The organism is Escherichia sp. WS2035, assembly GCF_046487065.1.
Taxonomy (GTDB): domain Bacteria; phylum Pseudomonadota; class Gammaproteobacteria; order Enterobacterales; family Enterobacteriaceae; genus Escherichia; species Escherichia coli.
Genome location: NZ_JBJQKD010000003.1, coordinates 86,431 through 103,427, shown reverse-complemented (window position 1 = coordinate 103,427; position 16,997 = coordinate 86,431). Strand labels below are relative to the sequence as shown.

At 53.4% G+C, this 16,997-nt stretch carries 14 protein-coding genes; all 14 read left to right on the top strand.

Annotation, left to right across the window (positions count from 1 at the left end; translation table 11 throughout):
• The first annotated feature begins 378 nt into the window (after positions 1-378).
• A complete protein-coding gene (sslE, locus tag ACJHX4_RS07395; RefSeq protein ID WP_001531963.1) occupies positions 379-4,941 on the top strand; it encodes a lipoprotein metalloprotease SslE in 4,563 nt (1,520 codons plus the stop codon).
• Positions 4,942-5,070: 129 nt separating this feature from the next.
• The gene (pppA, locus tag ACJHX4_RS07390; protein WP_001531961.1) at positions 5,071-5,880 is read left to right on the top strand and encodes a prepilin peptidase PppA; all 810 of its coding nucleotides are present in this window, start codon (positions 5,071-5,073) and stop codon (positions 5,878-5,880) included.
• Positions 5,881-5,945: 65 nt separating this feature from the next.
• Entirely contained in the window at positions 5,946-6,356 is a 411-nt protein-coding gene (gspS2, locus tag ACJHX4_RS07385) for a type II secretion system pilot lipoprotein GspS-beta (RefSeq protein WP_001298257.1), read from the top strand.
• A gap of 17 nt (positions 6,357-6,373) precedes the next feature.
• Positions 6,374-7,333: a type II secretion system protein GspC gene (gene gspC / locus ACJHX4_RS07380; RefSeq protein ID WP_001531960.1), complete on the top strand. Its 960-nt coding sequence runs from the start codon at positions 6,374-6,376 to the stop codon at positions 7,331-7,333.
• A gap of 29 nt (positions 7,334-7,362) precedes the next feature.
• Positions 7,363-9,423 (top strand): type II secretion system secretin GspD, encoded by a 2,061-nt coding sequence (gspD, locus tag ACJHX4_RS07375; RefSeq protein WP_000498844.1) that lies wholly within the window; start codon positions 7,363-7,365, stop codon positions 9,421-9,423.
• Positions 9,423-10,916: a type II secretion system ATPase GspE gene (gene gspE / locus ACJHX4_RS07370; RefSeq protein ID WP_000249339.1), complete on the top strand. Its 1,494-nt coding sequence runs from the start codon at positions 9,423-9,425 to the stop codon at positions 10,914-10,916. Before gspD ends, gspE begins: the two co-directional genes overlap by 1 nt.
• Positions 10,916-12,139 (top strand): type II secretion system inner membrane protein GspF, encoded by a 1,224-nt coding sequence (gspF, locus tag ACJHX4_RS07365; protein ID WP_001173414.1) that lies wholly within the window; start codon positions 10,916-10,918, stop codon positions 12,137-12,139. The genes gspE and gspF overlap by 1 nt, the downstream gene beginning before the upstream one ends.
• 16 nt (positions 12,140-12,155) lie before the next feature.
• A complete protein-coding gene (gene gspG / locus ACJHX4_RS07360; protein WP_001087296.1) occupies positions 12,156-12,611 on the top strand; it encodes a type II secretion system major pseudopilin GspG in 456 nt (151 codons plus the stop codon).
• A 3-nt stretch (positions 12,612-12,614) separates the two neighbouring features.
• Positions 12,615-13,178: a type II secretion system minor pseudopilin GspH gene (gspH, locus tag ACJHX4_RS07355; RefSeq protein ID WP_001115120.1), complete on the top strand. Its 564-nt coding sequence runs from the start codon at positions 12,615-12,617 to the stop codon at positions 13,176-13,178.
• A complete protein-coding gene (gspI, locus tag ACJHX4_RS07350; RefSeq protein WP_001531959.1) occupies positions 13,175-13,546 on the top strand; it encodes a type II secretion system minor pseudopilin GspI in 372 nt (123 codons plus the stop codon). The genes gspH and gspI overlap by 4 nt, the downstream gene beginning before the upstream one ends.
• Positions 13,543-14,148, top strand: a complete 606-nt coding sequence (gene gspJ, locus ACJHX4_RS07345) for a type II secretion system minor pseudopilin GspJ (RefSeq protein ID WP_001531957.1) — start codon at positions 13,543-13,545, stop codon at positions 14,146-14,148. The genes gspI and gspJ overlap by 4 nt, the downstream gene beginning before the upstream one ends.
• On the top strand, positions 14,145-15,122 hold the full coding sequence (gene gspK, locus ACJHX4_RS07340) for a type II secretion system minor pseudopilin GspK (protein ID WP_000631648.1): 978 nt from the start codon (positions 14,145-14,147) through the stop codon (positions 15,120-15,122). Before gspJ ends, gspK begins: the two co-directional genes overlap by 4 nt.
• Positions 15,119-16,297, top strand: coding sequence for a type II secretion system protein GspL (gene gspL / locus ACJHX4_RS07335; RefSeq protein WP_000097202.1), 1,179 nt, complete (start codon positions 15,119-15,121; stop codon positions 16,295-16,297). The genes gspK and gspL overlap by 4 nt, the downstream gene beginning before the upstream one ends.
• A gap of 1 nt (position 16,298) precedes the next feature.
• Positions 16,299-16,835, top strand: coding sequence for a GspM family type II secretion system protein YghD (gene yghD / locus ACJHX4_RS07330; RefSeq protein ID WP_000942822.1), 537 nt, complete (start codon positions 16,299-16,301; stop codon positions 16,833-16,835).
• Positions 16,836-16,997: the final 162 nt, after the last annotated feature.

Below are 16,997 nucleotides of genomic sequence, written 5' to 3'. Positions count from 1 at the left end.
TTTTGCGTTCAGATAACATGCTAAATAATTAAGAGCGTGAGAACATCTATTTTTTATCACGCAAAACAAGTCTGTATTAATTATGTTCGCTTGATGAGCAAACACCGTTCTATCTGTTGCTTTTGCAATCTTAATCGTTAAAACTACCAACAAATTTATATAGTTACGTTGTGAATGGTTGTTAATTTTTTGTTTATTGAAATTTCGTAAAAATAACCATCCAGACATCGAATAGGGGTTATTCTTATAAATTTTACCTGTTTTTCTATCAATGATGCCGTTTTCTTAAGAATGGAGGAAGTTATTAAAGAAGATAAAGCATAAAACTATTTCCCCGGTTACGAATCTTTTAACTTTGTTTTGTCACTTGCGTTATTAATGAATAAGAAATTTAAATATAAGAAATCGCTTTTAGCGGCTATTTTAAGCGCAACCCTGTTAGCCGGTTGTGATGGCGGTGGTTCGGGGTCATCCTCCGATACGCCACATGCAGATTCTGGTTCAGGGTCTTTGCCGGATGTGAAACCTGATCCAACACCAAACCCGGAGCCGACGCCTGAGCCGACTCCGGACCCAGAACCTACGCCGGATCCAACACCTGATCCTGAGCCGACACCAGAACCGGAGCCAGAACCTGTTCCCACGAAAACGGGTTATCTGACCCTGGGCGGAAGCCAGCGGGTAACTGGTGCTACCTGTAATGGTGAATCCAGCGATGGCTTTACTTTTACACCTGGCAAGGACGTTACTTGCGTGGCGGGTAACACGACAATTGCCACCTTCAACACTCAGTCAGAAGCTGCGCGTAGCCTGCGTGCGGTTGAAAAAGTATCGTTTAGTCTTGAGGACGCGCAAGAACTGGCGGCTTCCGACAACAAGAAAAGCAATGCGGTTTCGTTGGTAACGTCCAGTAACAGCTGTCCGGCGGATACAGAACAGGTTTGCCTGACGTTCTCTTCGGTGATCGAGAGTAAACGTTTCGACTCGCTGTATAAGCAAATTGATCTGGCACCGGAGGAGTTCAAAAAGCTGGTCAATGAAGAGGTGGAAAACAATGCCGCGACCGATAAAGCGCCATCCACTCATACCTCATCGGTCGTGCCAGTCACCACGCCGGGAACAAAACCGGATCTGAACGCTTCCTTCGTGTCAGCTAACGCGGAACAGTTTTATCAGTATCAACCTACTGAAATTATTCTCTCAGAAGGTCGCCTGGTAGATAGCATGGGCAATGGTGTGGTTGGCGTAAATTACTACACCAGCTCAGGCCGTGGTGTAACTGGCGAAAACGGCAAATTCAACTTCAGCTGGGGCGAAACCATCTCCTTTGGTATCGACACCTTTGAACTGGGTTCAGTACGCGGCAATAAGTCGACCATTGCATTGACTGAATTGGGCGACGAAGTTCGCGGCGCGAATATCGATCAACTTATTCATCGTTATTCCCAGGCCGGAAAAAATGATGAGCGTGAAGTGCCGGACGTCGTGCGCCAGGTCTTTGCCGAGTACCCCAACGTGATCAACGAGATTATCAATCTCTCGTTATCCAATGGCGAGGCGTTGAGCGAAGGCGATCAAAACTTTCCGCGGACAAACGAATTTCTTGAGCAGCTTAAATCCGGGCAGGCTAAAGAGATTGATACGGCGATTTGTAATTCTCTCGGGGGCTGCAACTCTCAACGTTGGTTCTCGTTGACTGCACGCAATGTTAACGAAGGTCAGATTCAGGGCGTTATCAACAAGCTGTGGGGTGTGGATGAAGATTACAAATCGGTGACGAAATTCCACGTCTTCCATGACTCTACCAACTTCTATGGCAGCACGGGTAATGCGCGCGGTCAGGCGGTGGTGAATATCTCCAACGCTGCCTTCCCGATTCTGATGGCGCGTAATGATAAAAACTACTGGCTGGCGTTTGGCGAAAAACGCGCCTGGGATAAAAATGAGCTGGCGTACATTACGGAAGCGCCTTCTCTGGTTGAGCCGGAAAACGTTACGCGCGATACCGCCACCTTCAACCTGCCATTTATTTCGCTGGGGCAAGTTGGTGAGGGCAAGCTGATGGTTATCGGTAACCCGCACTACAACAGCATTTTGCGTTGCCCTAATGGTTACAGTTGGAACGGGAGCGTTAATAAAGACGGGCAGTGTACGCTCAACAGCGACCCGGACGACATGAAGAACTTCATGGAGAACGTGTTGCGCTATCTGTCAAATGAACGCTGGCTGCCGGATGCGAAGAGCAGTATGACCGTGGGCACTAACCTGGATACGGTTTATTTCAAAAAAGCGGGTCAGGTATTAGGAAATAGTGCACCGTTTGCTTTCCACAAGGACTTCGCTGGCATCACGGTCAAACCGATGACCAGCTATGGCAATCTGAATCCAGATGAAGTTCCTCTGTTGATCCTCAATGGCTTTGAATACGTCACACAATGGGGTAGCGATCCTTACTCTATTCCTCTGCGAGCAGATACCAGCAAACCGAAGCTGACCCAGCAGGATGTGACCGATCTGATCGCCTATCTGAACAAAGGTGGCTCGGTGCTGATCATGGAAAACGTGATGAGCAATCTTAAGGAAGAGAGCGCGTCCAGTTTTGTGCGTCTGCTGGATGCCGCGGGTCTGTCAATGGCTCTGAACAAATCGGTGGTGAATAACGATCCTCAAGGGTATCCGGATCGCGTTCGTCAGCGTCGCGCGACTGGCATTTGGGTTTATGAACGTTATCCTGCTGCAGACGGCGCGCAACCGCCGTACACCATCGACCCAAATACAGGGGAAGTGACCTGGAAATACCAGCAAGACAACAAGCCTGATGACAAGCCGAAACTGGAAGTTGCGAGCTGGCAGGAGGAAGTTGAGGGCAAACAGGTAACGCGTTATGCCTTTATTGATGAAGCGGAATACACAACAGAAGAATCTCTGGAAGCGGCAAAGGCAAAAATCTTTGAGAAGTTTCCTGGGTTACAGGAGTGTAAGGACTCGACTTACCATTACGAGATTAACTGTTTGGAGCGCCGCCCAGGCACGGATGTTCCGGTAACAGGTGGCATGTATGTTCCGCGCTATACGCAACTGAATCTTGACGCCGACACCGCGAAAGCGATGGTGCAGGCGGCGGATTTAGGCACCAACATTCAGCGCCTGTATCAGCATGAGCTTTATTTCCGTACCAAAGGCAGTAAAGGTGAGCGTCTGAACAGTGTTGATCTGGAACGTCTGTACCAGAACATGTCGGTCTGGCTGTGGAACGATACGAAATATCGTTACGAAGAGGGCAAGGAAGATGAGCTGGGCTTTAAAACGTTCACCGAGTTCCTGAACTGCTACGCCAATGATGCCTATGCAGGCGGCACCAAGTGCTCCGCAGATCTGAAAAAATCGCTGGTCGATAACAACATGATCTACGGTGACGGTAGCAGCAAAGCGGGCATGATGAACCCAAGCTATCCGCTCAACTATATGGAAAAACCGCTGACGCGTCTGATGCTGGGCCGTTCCTGGTGGGATCTGAACATTAAGGTTGATGTGGAGAAGTACCCAGGATCCGTATCGGCAAAGGGTGAGAGCGTTACGGAAAACATCAGCCTGTACTCGAATCCGACCAAATGGTTTGCGGGTAACATGCAGTCAACCGGCCTGTGGGCACCGGCCCAGCAGGACGTCACCATTAAGTCTTCGGCGTCAGTCCCAGTGACTGTTACCGTGGCGCTGGCTGACGACCTGACCGGACGTGAGAAGCATGAAGTTGCGCTGAACCGTCCGCCAAGAGTGACTAAAACGTATACTCTGGAGGCTAACGGTGAAGTGACCTTCAAGGTGCCTTATGGTGGTCTGATTTATATCAAGGGCGACAGTAAGGATGATGTTTCTGCTAACTTCACCTTTACCGGTGTAGTAAAAGCGCCGTTCTATAAAGACGGCGAATGGAAAAACGATCTGGACTCACCGGCGCCGCTGGGCGAGCTGGAGTCTGCGTCGTTCGTCTATACCACGCCGAAGAAGAACCTTGAGGCCAGCAATTTCACTGGTGGTGTAGCAGAATTCGCTAAAGATCTGGATACCTTTGCCAGCTCGATGAATGACTTCTACGGTCGCAATGAAACGAGCGGTAACCACCGGATGTTTACCTATGAAGCATTGACGGGGCATAAACACCGTTTCGCCAACGATGTGCAGATCTCCATCGGTGATGCGCACTCGGGTTATCCGGTAATGAACAGCAGCTTCTCGACGAACAGCTCCACGCTGCCGACGACGCCGCTGAACGACTGGCTGATTTGGCACGAAGTCGGTCATAACGCTGCAGAAACACCGCTGAACGTACCGGGTGCAACTGAAGTGGCGAACAACGTGCTGGCGCTGTACATGCAGGATCGCTATCTTGGCAAGATGAACCGTGTCGCTGACGACATTACCGTCGCGCCGGAATATCTGGACGAGAGCAACGGTCAGGCATGGGCGCGCGGCGGTGCGGGTGACCGTCTGCTGATGTACGCACAACTGAAGGAATGGGCAGAGAAAAACTTTGATATCAAGAAATGGTATCCAGAAGGCTCTCTGCCAGCGTTCTACAGCGATCGTGAAGGGATGAAAGGCTGGAACCTGTTCCAGTTGATGCATCGCAAAGCACGCGGCGATGATGTTGGTAACAGCACCTTTGGCGGCAAGAATTACTGTGCTGAATCCAACGGTAACGCTGCCGACACGCTGATGCTGTGTGCCTCCTGGGTCGCCCAGACGGATCTTTCGGAGTTCTTTAAGAAATGGAATCCGGGTGCAAGTGCTTACCAGTTGCCGGGGGCAACGGAGATGAGTTTCCAGGGCGGTGTGAGCTCTTCGGCTTACAGCACGCTCGCGTCGCTTAATCTGCCGAAACCGGAAAAAGGGCCGGAAACCATTAACAAGGTTACCGAGCATAAGATGTCTGCCGAGTAAGCCTGTAGGCCGGATAAGGCGTTCACGCCGCATCCGGCATGAAATAAGGCGCATCGGGCCTGGAGGAAAGCCACATGGCATACACCTGCAGGCCCGTATCCGGCAAATTACAACAAACAACCTTTAACCATGCATTTTGATGTTTTTCAGCAATATCCCGCGGCGATGCCCATACTGGCAACCGTCGGAGGATTGATCATCGGCAGTTTTTTGAATGTGGTGATTTGGCGTTACCCCATCATGCTGCGCCAACAAATGGCGGAGTTTCATGGTGAAACGCCGAGTACGCAGTCAAAAATAAGCCTTGCGCTACCGCGTTCGCACTGTCCGCATTGCCAGCAGACTATCCGCGTTCGTGACAATATTCCGCTGCTCTCATGGTTGATGCTCAAAGGGCGCTGCCGCGACTGTCAGGCGAAAATCAGCAAGCGTTATCCGCTGGTTGAGTTATTGACAGCACTCGCTTTTTTGCTGGCGAGTCTGGTGTGGCCAGAAAGTGGATGGGGGCTGGCTGTGATGATATTATCCGCCTGGCTGATTACCGCGAGCATCATCGACCTCGACAACCAATGGCTGCCCGATGTTTTTACTCAGGGCGTATTGTGGACCGGGCTGATTGCGGCATGGGCGCAACAGAGTCCGTTAACGCTACAAGACGCAGTCACCGGCGTTCTGGTGGGGTTTATCACTTTTTACTCCCTGCGCTGGATAGCCGGAATAGTTCTGCGTAAAGAAGCATTAGGCATGGGCGATGTATTACTTTTCGCTGCGTTAGGTGGCTGGGTGGGGCCGTTGTCGCTACCCAATGTTGCTTTAATCGCATCATGCTGCGGTCTGATATATGCCGTTATTACAAAAAGAGGATCAACCACACTGCCTTTTGGACCGTGTTTAAGTCTGGGCGGTATAGCAACACTTTATCTACAGGCATTGTTTTAATGATAACCACGTCATTATCAAAGTGACATTTTAACTCTTATTAATAACCTTAGAGATTATTTACCATGTCGATAAAACAGATGCCAGGGAGGGTATTAATATCGCTATTGTTGAGCGTTACAGGATTATTAAGTGGCTGCGCCAGCCATAATGAAAACGCCAGTTTACTGGCGAAAAAACAGGCGCAAAATATCAGCCAAAACCTGCCGATTAAATCTGCGGGATATACCTTAGTGCTGGCGCAAAGTAGTGGCACGACGGTAAAAATGACCATTATCAGCGAATCGGGTACTCAGACCACGCAGACACCTGACGCCTTTTTAACCAGCTATCAACGACAAATGTGCGCTGACCCAACGGTGAAATTAATGATTACCGAGGGAATTAATTACAGCATAACGATTAATGATACACGTACAGGTAACCAGTATCAGCGGAAACTGGATCGTACCACCTGTGGAATAGTCAAAGCATAACGTCGGGTAGATATAAATTGGCGCGGGTTGTTTTTCGTGACGCACGAATTTATCTCATTCAATGGCTGACTAAAATTCGTCACATTCTTAGCCAGAGACAATCTCTTAATACAGACAAAGAGCATCTGCGCAAAATTGCACGCGCGATGTTCTGGCTGATGCTGCTTATTATTTCTGCAAAAATGGCGTATTCACTCTGGCGCTATTTCTCCTTTTCTGCGGAATATACGGCGGTTTCCTCATCGGCGAATAAACCGCTCCGTGCGGATGCAAAACCGTTCGATAAAAATGACGTGCAATTAGTCAGCCAACAAAACTGGTTTGGCAAATATCAACCCGTCGCCGCACCGGTAAAACAACCTGAATCTGCGCCTGTGGCAGAAACGCGTCTTAATGTGGTGCTGCGTGGGATCGCCTTTGGTGCCAGACCCGGCGCGGTGATTGAAGAAGGCGGCAAACAGCAGGTCTATTTGCAGGGTGAACGGCTTGGCTCGCACAACGCGGTGATTGAGGAAATTAACCGCGACCATGTGATGCTGCGCTATCAGGGAAAAATAGAGCGCCTGAGCCTGGCTGAAGAGGAGCGTTCCACCGTTGCCGTGACCAACAAAAAATCCATCAGCGACGAAGCAAAGCAAGCTGTTGCTGAGCCTGCTGCCAGTGCGCCAGTTGAGATCCCGGCTGCCGTGCGTCAGGCACTGGCGAAAGATCCGCAGAAAATTTTTAACTATATCCAGCTTACGCCTGTGCGTAAGGAGGGAATTGTCGGTTATGCAGTGAAGCCGGGGGCAGATCGTTCTCTGTTCGATGCCAGCGGTTTCAGGGAAGGCGATATCGCCATTGCACTAAATCAGCAGGATTTCACTGATCCACGAGCAATGATTGCTCTGATGCGGCAGTTACCTTCAATGGATTCCATTCAACTTACGGTTTTACGCAAGGGTGCGCGCTACGACATTTCCATCGCACTGCGCTAACCGCATTTAATCCAGGAGAATCATTCATCGTGTTTTGGCGTGATATGACGTTGTCTATCTGGCGTAAGAAGACAACTGGCCTCAAAACAAAAAAGCGTTTACTGCCGCTGATGCTGGCAGCGGCATTGTGTAGTTCACCGGTCTGGGCGGAAGAAGCCACTTTCACCGCTAATTTTAAAGATACTGACCTGAAATCGTTCATCGAAACCGTCGGCGCTAACCTTAATAAAACCATCATTATGGGGCCGGGCGTTCAGGGGAAAGTGAGTATTCGCACTATGACTCCGCTCAATGAACGCCAGTATTACCAGTTATTCCTTAACCTGCTGGAAGCACAGGGGTATGCGGTCGTACCGATGGAAAACGACGTGCTGAAGGTGGTGAAATCAAGCGCCGCGAAAGTCGAGCCGCTGCCGCTGGTCGGTGAAGGCAGCGACAACTACGCGGGCGATGAAATGGTCACCAAAGTCGTGCCGGTACGTAATGTGTCGGTACGCGAGCTGGCACCGATTCTGCGCCAGATGATTGACAGCGCAGGCTCAGGCAACGTTGTTAATTACGATCCCTCCAACGTGATTATGCTTACCGGACGCGCCTCAGTTGTGGAGCGCCTGACGGAAGTGATCCAGCGCGTGGATCACGCGGGTAATCGCACCGAAGAGGTGATCCCGCTGGATAACGCCTCAGCCTCGGAAATTGCCCGCGTGCTGGAAAGCCTGACCAAAAACAGCGGCGAGAACCAGCCAGCAACGCTGAAATCTCAAATTGTCGCCGATGAACGCACCAACAGCGTGATTGTCAGTGGTGACCCCGCCACGCGAGACAAAATGCGCCGTCTGATCCGTCGGCTGGATTCAGAAATGGAGCGCAGCGGCAACAGCCAGGTGTTCTATCTCAAATACAGCAAAGCCGAAGATCTGGTCGATGTGCTGAAGCAGGTCAGCGGTACGCTCACGGCGGCTAAAGAAGAGGCGGAAGGCACGGTTGGTAGCGGGCGCGAGGTTGTCTCCATCGCCGCCAGCAAACACAGTAATGCCCTGATTGTTACTGCGCCGCAGGACATTATGCAGTCGCTGCAAAGCGTGATTGAACAACTGGATATTCGCCGTGCTCAGGTGCATGTCGAGGCGTTAATCGTGGAAGTTGCCGAAGGTAGCAATATCAACTTCGGCGTGCAGTGGGGGTCAAAAGATGCTGGATTAATGCAGTTTGCCAACGGTACGCAAATCCCTATTGGTACGCTGGGGGCAGCGATTTCTGCAGCCAAGCCGCAGAAAGGTTCCACGGTGATCAGCGAAAACGGTGCTACCACCATAAATCCGGATACTAACGGCGATCTCTCCACGCTCGCTCAGCTCCTTTCTGGCTTTAGTGGTACGGCGGTTGGCGTGGTGAAAGGCGACTGGATGGCGCTGGTACAGGCGGTCAAAAACGACTCCAGCTCGAACGTGCTCTCCACGCCGAGTATCACCACGCTGGACAACCAGGAAGCCTTCTTCATGGTGGGCCAGGACGTTCCGGTATTAACCGGCTCTACCGTTGGTTCCAATAACAGCAATCCTTTCAATACGGTAGAGAGGAAAAAAGTCGGCATCATGCTGAAAGTCACGCCGCAGATTAACGAAGGTAACGCGGTACAGATGGTGATTGAGCAGGAAGTCTCGAAAGTGGAAGGGCAGACCAGCCTCGATGTCGTGTTTGGCGAGCGCAAACTGAAAACCACCGTGCTGGCTAACGATGGTGAGCTGATCGTGCTTGGCGGTCTGATGGACGACCAGGCGGGAGAAAGCGTGGCGAAAGTGCCGCTGCTGGGCGATATCCCGTTGATTGGTAACCTGTTTAAATCGACGGCGGATAAAAAAGAAAAACGTAACCTGATGGTGTTTATCCGCCCGACCATTTTGCGTGACGGTATGGCGGCAGACGGCGTGTCGCAGCGCAAATATAACTACATGCGCGCTGAGCAAATCTACCGCGATGAGCAAGGCTTAAGCCTGATGCCGCACACCGCGCAGCCGATATTGCCAGCGCAAAATCAGGCCTTACCGCCGGAAGTACGCGCGTTCCTCAATGCCGGGAGAACGCGTTAATGGTGCCTGTAGCACAGGAAACCACCGCTAACACCGTGCGTCTGCCCTACAGTTTCAGCCGTCGGTTTAGCCTGGTGGCATGGTGCGAAGCGTCGCTGGAGATCCTCCATGTTCATCCGTTGTCGCTCTCTGTTTTACAGGAGCTACAGCGGGGGCTGAATGCGCCCTTTACGCTGCGGCAAATCGACGAGGCCGAATTTGAACAGCGGCTGAATGCGGTCTGGCAGCGGGACTCTTCCGAAGCTCGCCAGCTGATGGAAGATCTCGGTTCCGCCGAGGACTTTTTTACCCTCGCTGAAGAACTGCCGGAAACGGAAGATCTGCTGGAAAGTGACGACGATGCGCCGATCATCAAACTGATCAACGCCATGCTGGCAGAGGCAATCAAAGAAGGCGCTTCGGATATCCACATCGAGACGTTTGAAAAGAGTCTGGTGATCCGTTTTCGTGTTGACGGCACATTACATGAAATGTTGCGCCCCGGTCGTAAACTGGCCTCGCTGCTGGTCTCGCGTATCAAGGTGATGGCGCGGCTGGATATCGCCGAAAAGCGCGTACCGCAGGATGGCCGTATTGCGCTGCTGCTGGGCGGTCGGGCGATTGACGTCCGTGTATCTACCATGCCTTCCGCCTGGGGGGAACGGGTGGTGCTGCGACTGCTGGACAAAAACCAGGCTCGCCTGACGCTGGAGCGTCTGGGTTTAAGTCTCGAACTGACTGCGCAGTTGCGCCAGCTGTTACACAAACCGCACGGCATTTTTCTGGTGACGGGGCCGACCGGTTCCGGCAAAAGCACCACGCTGTACGCTGGATTGCAGGAGCTGAACAACCACTCGCGTAACATTCTCACGGTTGAAGACCCTATCGAATACATGATTGAAGGGATCGGTCAGACGCAGGTTAACACCCGCGTCGGCATGACATTCGCCCGTGGCCTGCGCGCAATTTTGCGTCAGGACCCGGATGTGGTGATGGTCGGTGAAATCCGCGATACCGAAACCGCAGAAATCGCTGTTCAGGCTTCACTGACCGGACACCTGGTACTTTCCACGCTGCATACCAACACAGCGGTGGGGGCGATCACGCGTTTGCAGGATATGGGCGTGGAGCCTTTCCTGCTCTCTTCCAGTCTGACGGGCGTGATGGCGCAGCGACTGGTTCGCACGCTGTGTCCCGATTGCCGCCAGTCCGTGCCTGCCACTGACGAAGAAAAACGCCTGCTGGGGATTACCGATGCGCGTACCGTCACGCTGTACCATCCGCAGGGCTGCCCCGCCTGTAATCACAAAGGTTTTCGCGGACGCACCGCTATCCATGAACTGATTGTGGTGGACGCCACATTGCGTGATTTGATCCACCGTCAGGCCGGGGAACTGGAGCTGGAACGTTATGTCCGGCAACACTCTGCGGGTATCCGCAGCAACGGCATTGAGAAAGTGCTCGCCGGAGAAACCTCTCTCGATGAAGTTCTGCGGGTAACCATGGAGGCGTAATGGCACTGTTTTACTATCAGGCGCTGGAGCGTAATGGTCGCAAAACCAAAGGCATGATTGAGGCGGATTCCGCGCGTCATGCCCGTCAATTGTTGCGTGGTAAAGACCTCATTCCCGTGCACATTGAAGCCCGGATGAATGCATCGGCAGGGGGAATGTTGCAGCGTCGGCGGCACGCACATCGTCGCGTGGCGGCGGCAGATCTGGCGCTGTTCACTCGTCAACTGGCAACGCTGGTGCAGGCAGCAATGCCGCTGGAAACCTGCTTACAGGCGGTCAGTGAGCAAAGCGAAAAACTGCATGTAAAAAGCCTCGGAATGGCGCTGCGCAGCCGGATTCAGGAAGGTTATACCCTGTCGGACAGCCTGCGCGAACATCCCCGCGTCTTTGACTCCCTGTTTTGTTCGATGGTCGCTGCCGGAGAAAAATCCGGACATCTCGACGTGGTGCTCAATCGCCTGGCGGATTACACCGAACAGCGGCAGCGTCTGAAATCACGCCTGCTGCAGGCCATGCTCTACCCGCTGGTACTGCTGGTGGTGGCAACGGGCGTGGTCACTATTTTGCTGACGGCAGTAGTGCCGAAAATTATCGAACAGTTTGATCATCTCGGACACGCGCTGCCCGCCTCCACCCGAATGCTCATCGCCATGAGCGACACGTTACAGACCAGCGGCGTGTACTGGCTGGCGGGTTTGCTGGGGCTTCTGGTGCTGGGGCAACGGCTACTCAAAAATCCTGCGATGCGCCTGCGCTGGGATAAAACCTTGCTGCGTTTGCCCGTGACGGGGCGTGTTGCGCGCGGACTGAATACGGCGCGTTTTTCCCGCACATTAAGCATCCTCACCGCCAGCAGTGTTCCGCTGCTGGAAGGCATTCAGACCGCCGCCGCCGTGTCGGCAAATCGTTATGTCGAGCAACAACTGCTGCTGGCGGCAGATCGCGTCCGCGAAGGAAGCAGCCTGCGCGCCGCGCTGGCGGATCTGCGCCTGTTCCCGCCGATGATGCTGTACATGATCGCCTCCGGCGAACAGAGCGGCGAGCTGGAAACCATGCTTGAACAGGCCGCGGTCAACCAGGAACGGGAATTTGATACCCAGGTGGGGCTGGCGTTAGGGCTGTTTGAGCCGGCGCTGGTGGTGATGATGGCGGGCGTGGTGCTGTTTATCGTCATCGCCATCCTCGAGCCGATGCTGCAACTGAACAATATGGTTGGAATGTAATTTACGGAGTTATCACATGAATTCGTTATCCCGCACACAAAAACCACGGGCAGGTTTTACCCTGCTGGAAGTGATGGTGGTGATTGTTATTCTTGGCGTCCTGGCAAGTCTGGTGGTGCCTAACCTGCTGGGCAACAAAGAGAAAGCCGATCGGCAAAAAGCCATCAGCGATATCGTGGCGCTGGAAAACGCGCTGGATATGTACCGACTGGATAACGGGCGTTATCCGACCACCGAGCAGGGACTGGAGGCGCTGATCCAGCAACCGGCCAATATGGCGGACTCCCGCAACTACCGTACTGGTGGATACATCAAACGACTGCCAAAGGATCCGTGGGGCAATGATTATCAGTATCTCAGCCCAGGTGAAAAAGGGCTGTTTGATGTTTATACCCTGGGAGCAGATGGTCAGGAAAACGGGGAGGGCGCTGGCGCAGATATCGGTAACTGGAATTTGCAGGAGTTTCAGTAATCAGTGCCTGAACGCGGATTCACACTTCTGGAAATCATGCTGGTGATTTTCCTTATCGGCCTTGCCAGTGCGGGCGTGGTACAGACGTTTGCGACCGCTTCAGAGCCGCCTGCGAAAAAAGCGGCGCAGGATTTTCTGACTCGCTTTGCGCAGTTTAAGGACAGGGCAGTGATCGAAGGGCAAACACTCGGTGTGCTAATCGACCCGCCAGGTTACCAGTTTATGCAGCGTCGTCACGGGCAATGGTTGCCCGTTTCTGCGACCCGGTTATCGGCACAGGTTACGGTGCCGAAACAGGTGCAGATGCTGTTACAACCCGGCAGTGATATCTGGCAGAAGGAATATGCGCTGGAGCTGCAGCGTCGTCGCCTGACGCTGCACGATATTGAACTGGAGCTGCAAAAAGAGGCGAAAAAGAAGACACCGCAGATCCGTTTTTCGCCTTTTGAACCTGTCACGCCGTTTACACTACGTTTTTACTCGTCGGCACAAAACGCGTGTTGGGCGGTAAAGCTGGCGCACGATGGCGCGTTATCTCTCAATCAATGTGATGAGGGGATGCCATGAAGCGTGGATTTACCTTGCTGGAAGTAATACTCGCGCTGGCGATTTTTGCGCTGGCTGCCACGGCGGTGTTACAGATTGCCAGCGGCGCGCTGAGTAATCAGCACGTTCTTGAGGAAAAAACGGTAGCGGGTTGGGTAGCTGAAAATCAGACCGCGCTGCTTTACCTGATGACCCGTGAACAACGAGCGGTCAGGCACCAGGGCGAGAGTGATATGGCAGGAAGCCGCTGGTACTGGCGAACCACACCGCTGAATACCGGTAACGCGCTACTTCAGGCGGTGGATATTGAAGTCAGCCGTCACGAAGACTTTTCGTCGGTGATTCAGTCAAGACGCGCCTGGTTTAGCGCCGTGGGAGGCCAGCAGTGAGAAGGGCTCGCGCTGGTTTCACGTTACTGGAAATGCTGGTGGCAATCGCCATTTTTGCCTCGCTGGCACTGATGGCACAGCAGGTGACAAACGGCGTTACACGCGTGAATAGCGCCGTCGCCGGACACGATCAAAAACTAAACCTCATGCAGCAAACGATGAGTTTTCTGACCCACGATCTGACCCAAATGATGCCGCGTCCGGTAAGAGGCGAGCAGGGCCAGCGTGAACCTGCGTTACTGGCGGGCGCTGGCGTGCTGGCGTCTGAGAGTGAAGGGATGCGTTTTGTACGTGGTGGCGTGGTTAATCCGTTGATGCGTCTGCCGCGCAGTAATCTGCTCACCGTCGGTTACCGCATTCATGGTGGTTATCTCGAACGGTTAGCCTGGTCGCTGACCGACGCAGCAGGCAGTGTGAAGCCGACAATGCAAAAGTTGATTCCGGCGGATTCGCTCCGTTTGCAGTTCTACGACGGCACGCGCTGGCAGGAGAGCTGGTCATCAGTGCAGGCGATTCCTGTGGCAGTACGCATAACCCTGCACTCGCCGCAATGGGGCGAAATTGAACGCATCTGGTTGTTACGCGGGCCGCAATTATCATGATCACCTTACCACCAAAACGCGGAATGGCACTGGTCGTGGTGCTGGTATTGCTGGCGGTTATGATGCTGGTGACCATCACGCTTTCCGGGCGGATGCAGCAACAACTTGGGCGAACACGCAGCCAGCAGGAGTACCAGCAGGCGCTGTGGTACAGCGCCAGTGCAGAAAGCCTGGCGTTGAGCGCACTCAGTCTGAGCCTGAAAAATGAAAAGCGTGTGCATCTGGCACAGCCGTGGGCTTCTGGCCCGCGTTTTTTCCCACTGCCGCAGGGGCAAATCGCCGTCACTCTGCGTGACGCACAGGCCTGCTTTAACCTGAATGCCCTCGCTCAGCCGACGACGGCGTCGCGTCCGCTCGCGGTACAACAACTGATTGCCCTGATCTCGCGCCTCGATGTGCCTGCTTATCGGGCCGAACTGATAGCCGAAAGCCTGTGGGAGTTTATTGACGAAGACCGCAGCGTGCAGACGCGTCTGGGTCGTGAAGACAGCGAGTATCTCGCCCGCTCGGTGCCGTTCTACGCCGCTAATCAACCGCTGGCTGATATCAGCGAGATGCGCGTGGTGCAGGGAATGGACGCCGGGCTTTATCAAAAACTGAAACCGCTGGTCTGTGCGCTGCCGATGGCCCGCCAGCAAATCAACATCAATACATTAGATGTCACGCAAAGTGTGATTCTTGAGGCGCTGTTTGACCCGTGGTTAAGCCCTGTTCAGGCGCGGGCATTATTACAACAACGTCCGGCGAAGGGCTGGGAAGATGTCGATCAGTTTCTTGCTCAGCCGCTACTTGCAGACGTCGATGAGCGTACTAAAAAACAGCTAAAAACCGTCCTGAGCGTGGACAGCAATTACTTCTGGCTGCGTTCAGATATCACCGTGAATGAGATTGAACTGACGATGAATTCGTTAATTGTCCGCATGGGCCCACAACACTTTTCTGTTCTCTGGCATCAGACAGGAGAAAGTGAGTGAGTTCCATGCTTGAGATTTTTTTCCCGCTTTGCGCCGCTGATCCCATCCGTTGGCAGCGCCATACACCCGACGTGGAGCACGGTATCTGGCCTGACGTTGCTGACGAACGTCTCCAGCAATGGCTGCAAACTGATGCGATTCGACTCTACATTCCCGGCGAATGGATCAGCGTCTGGCAGGTTGAACTGCCTGATGTGCCCCGCAAGCAGATACCGACGATTCTGCCCGCCTTGCTGGAAGAAGAGCTGAACCAGGATATCGATGAACTGCATTTCGCCCCGTTGAAAATCGACCAGCAACTGGCAACCGTAGCTGTGATTCACCAGCAGCATATGCGCAACATTGCGCAGTGGTTGCAGGCAAACGGCATCACCCGCGCTACCGTCGCGCCGGACTGGATGTCCATTCCTTGTGGGTTTATGGCTGGCGATGCGCAACGGGTTATCTGCCGCATCGATGAATGCCGGGGATGGAGCGCCGGGCGGGCGCTGGCTCCGGTCATGTTCCGCGCACAGCTCAATGAGCAGGATATACCGCTTTCACTAACCGTGGTCGGCATTGCACCGGAAGAACTGTCTGCATGGGCTGGTGCGGACGCCGAACGCCTGACCGTTACGGCTCTGCCAGCCATTATCACTTATGGCGAACCGGAAGGGAACCTGCTAACAGGGCCGTGGCAGCCTCGTGTCAGCTACCGAAAACAGTGGGCGCGCTGGCGGGTGATGATTCTGCCGATATTGCTGATTCTGGTTGCGCTGGTAGTGGAACGGGGCGTGACGTTATGGAGCGTCAGCGAACAGGTGGCGCAAAGCCGCACCCAGGCGGAGAAACAGTTCTTAACGCTATTCCCGGAGCAGAAGCGGATTGTGAATTTACGCTCTCAGGTGACGATGGCGCTGAAAAAATATCGCCCACAGGCCGACGATACCCGGCTGCTCGCAGAATTGTCAGCGATCGCCAGTACCCTGAAATCCGCATCACTTTCCGACATTGAGATGCGTGGTTTCACCTTTGATCAAAAACGCCAGACGCTTCACCTCCAACTGCGGGCTGCGAACTTTGCCAGCTTCGACAAACTGCGTAGCGCACTGGTGGCAGATTATGTTGTGCAACAGGACGCGTTACAGAAAGAGGGGGATGCGGTTTCCGGCGGCGTAACGTTGCGGAGGAAATAACATGTTACGCGATAAATTTATTCACTATTTTCAGCAATGGCGTGAACGCCAGTTAAGTCGTGGCGAACACTGGCTGACACAACACCTGGCGGGGCGTTCTCCGCGTGAAAAAGGCATGTTACTGGCAGCGGTAGTGTTCCTGTTTAGCGCCGGATATTACGTTCTCATCTGGCAGCCGTTGAGCGAACGGATAGAACAACAGGAGACGATGTTGCAGCAGCTCGTGGCGATGAACGCGCGACTGAAGAGCACTGCGCCGGATATTGTTGCGGCGCGAAAATCCGGCACGACAACGCCAGCACAGGTATCGCGGGTCATCAGCGACAGCGCTTCCGCGCACTCGGTGGTCATCAAACGGATTGCCGAGCGTGGGGAGAATATTCAAGTCTGGATAGAACCTGTGGTGTTTAATGACCTGCAGAACTGGTTAAAGGCACTGGATGAAAAATATGCGCTGCGGGTGATACAAATTGATGTCAGCGCAGGTGAGAAGCCTGGGATGGTGAATGTGCAGCGACTGGAATTTGGGCGGGGGTAGGTATTGCCATTTCCTTAACCCCACCTGATAACCCTTAGCCCAATGGTGAGTGCGGAACTGTCAAACCCGCTCACCGGGCTGAGTTTCGATGTAGCAAGAATTATCTCCCTCCAGACCACCACGGAATATTCGGTAACACTGAAGGAACCTGTTTTTCACCAT

Coding starts and splice junctions, on each gene's coding strand:
- sslE (WP_001531963.1), top strand. CDS start 379: ATGAATAAGAAATTTAAATATAAGAAATCGCTTTTAGCGGCTATTTTA.
- pppA (WP_001531961.1), top strand. CDS start 5,071: ATGCATTTTGATGTTTTTCAGCAATATCCCGCGGCGATGCCCATACTG.
- gspS2 (WP_001298257.1), top strand. CDS start 5,946: ATGTCGATAAAACAGATGCCAGGGAGGGTATTAATATCGCTATTGTTG.
- gspE (WP_000249339.1), top strand. CDS start 9,423: ATGGTGCCTGTAGCACAGGAAACCACCGCTAACACCGTGCGTCTGCCC.
- gspF (WP_001173414.1), top strand. CDS start 10,916: ATGGCACTGTTTTACTATCAGGCGCTGGAGCGTAATGGTCGCAAAACC.
- gspG (WP_001087296.1), top strand. CDS start 12,156: ATGAATTCGTTATCCCGCACACAAAAACCACGGGCAGGTTTTACCCTG.
- gspI (WP_001531959.1), top strand. CDS start 13,175: ATGAAGCGTGGATTTACCTTGCTGGAAGTAATACTCGCGCTGGCGATT.
- gspK (WP_000631648.1), top strand. CDS start 14,145: ATGATCACCTTACCACCAAAACGCGGAATGGCACTGGTCGTGGTGCTG.
- yghD (WP_000942822.1), top strand. CDS start 16,299: ATGTTACGCGATAAATTTATTCACTATTTTCAGCAATGGCGTGAACGC.